A 2,318-nucleotide genomic window follows, 5' to 3' on the forward strand; every position below is an offset into this window, starting at 1 on the left:
CGCCTACGAAAAATCCAATGGCCGCGACTTCGACCTGGTGCTCACCGACCAGAACATGCCGCGCATGGATGGCATCAGCCTGACCAAGAAGCTGCGCGACAACCCCAAGTTCAAGACCACGCCGATCCTGATCCTGTCCACCGAGTCGAGCGACCAGATGAAGCAGGCGGGCCGCTCGGCCGGCGCCACCGGCTGGCTGGTCAAGCCTTTCGATCCAGCCAAGCTGATCGAAGTGATCAAAAAAGTCGTGAAGTAAGCGCGCTGCTCCTTCCCCTCGTACAGACAAACACAACATCCAGGAGCACGCCATGGGCGAGATGTCTTCAGAAGGCTCTCAGCTGAGCGCCGGCATTGACCTGAGCCAGTTCTATCAGGTCTTCTTCGAAGAAGCGGGCGAAAACCTCGACCGCATGGAGAAGCTGCTGCTCGAGCTCGACATCGAGTCGGCCGACGACGAGGAGATGAACGCCATCTTCCGTTGTGCCCACTCGATCAAGGGCGGCGCCGCCACCTTTGGCTTCAAGGATGTGGCCGAGCTCACGCACCAGATGGAGACGCTGCTCGACAAGCTGCGCCGCCACGAGCTGGAGCCCACCGCCGCCATGGTCGATGTGCTGCTGCAGTCGGGCGACGCCCTGCGCGCCCAGCTCGCCCGCCACCAGAACGGCGACGGCGACGAGCTCGACACCACCGAGCTGCTGTTCAACATCCGCGCCATGTCCGACGGCCAGGCACCGGTGATCGCCGCCCCTGCCGCTGCCGCGGCACCGGCCGCCCCAGCCGCCACGTCGGTGCTGGCCAAGGCCCCCACCAAGAAGCCCGAAGCCCGCGTGATCGAGCTGCGCGTGGGCCCGCTGGACAAACCCGAAGATGCCAACAACATCGTCGACCTGTTCAAGGAAATCACCGACCTCGGCACCATCGAGCCGCTCGACAACGGCATGCCCGCCGACGGCATGCGCCGCTTCAAGGTCTGCACCACCAGCACCGACAGCGACCTGCTGGACCTGCTGACCTTCCACGTCTCGCGCGAGCAGGTGAGCCTGCTGCCGTTGGGCCCGGGTTTCGGCTTCCATGACGGCGCGCCCGGCGCGCCCGAGGCTGAAAAGGCCGACGTCGGTTATGGCTTCTTCGACAACGCCCCGGGCGCTCCCGATCAGGCCGCAGCGAGCGCTGCCGAACCTGCCGCCGATGCGTCGACCGCGGTCCAGGCCGTTGCACCCAAAGCGTCTGCACCCAAGGCTGAAAAGCCGGCCGCCGCCGTCGAAGCCTCGACGCTTCGCGTGTCGGTTGAAAAAGTCGACCAGCTCATCAACCTGGTGGGCGAGCTCGTCATCACCCAGGCTATGCTGGCGCAAAACACACAAGGCCTGGACCCGACGCTGTACCAGCAGCTCGCCGCCGGCCTGGCCGACCTCGACCGCAACACCCGCGACTTGCAAGAGTCGGTGATGTCGATTCGCATGATCCCGATGTCGATGGTGTTCAGCCGTTTCCCGCGCATGCTGCGCGACCTGGCCGCCAAGCTCTCCAAGAAGGTCGACTTCGTGACGCTCGGTGAAGCCACCGAGCTCGACAAGGGCCTGGTCGAGAAAATCACCGACCCGTTGACGCACCTGGTGCGCAACTCTTGCGACCACGGCATCGAAACCCCGGCCGAACGGCTGGCCAAGGGCAAGCCCGAGACCGGCACCATCACCCTGAGCGCTTCGCACCAGGGCGGCTCGATCGTGATCGAAGTGCGCGACGACGGCCGTGGCCTGTCGCGCGAGAAGCTGATCAAGAAAGCCCGCGAACGCGGCATCCACGCCCCCGATTCGATGAGCGACCAGGACGTGTGGAGCCTGATCTTCGCGCCCGGCTTCTCCACCGCCGACGTGGTCACCGACGTGTCGGGCCGCGGTGTCGGCATGGACGTGGTCAAGAAGAACATCACCTCGCTCGGCGGCACGGTCGACATCGACTCCGCCGAAGGGTATGGCATGCGCGTCTCGGTGCGCCTGCCGCTCACGCTGGCCATCATGGACGGCATGTCGGTCGGCGTGGGCGAAGAGGTCTACATCCTCCCGCTCAGCTCGGTCGTCGAGTCGTTCCAGGTGCAGCCCGACATGGTCAAGACCATCGGTGGCAGCGGCCGCGTGGTCGAAGTGCGCGACGAATACATGCCGGTGCTGGAGATGGAGCACGTGTTCAACGTGCCGCGTTTCGACTTCGAGCATGTGAGCGGGATCATGGTGGTGGTCGAGGCCGAAGGCGGCCGCATCGCCCTGCTGGTCGACGAGTTGCTCGGCCAGCAGCAGGTGGTGGTGAAGAACCTG

General features: G+C 65.2%; 2 protein-coding genes. Both read left to right on the top strand.

The window, feature by feature from the left end:
* The coding region (locus RMO40_RS13625; RefSeq protein ID WP_309722084.1) for a response regulator at positions 1-256 on the top strand (256 nt) is incomplete at its 5' end.
* A gap of 52 nt (positions 257-308) precedes the next feature.
* A partial coding sequence (locus RMO40_RS13630; RefSeq protein ID WP_309722087.1) for an Hpt domain-containing protein occupies positions 309-2,318 on the top strand: 2,010 nt, incomplete at its 3' end.

Origin of the sequence: Rhizobacter sp., assembly GCF_031412075.1 — a bacterium.
Lineage (GTDB): Bacteria > Pseudomonadota > Gammaproteobacteria > Burkholderiales > Burkholderiaceae_C > Rhizobacter.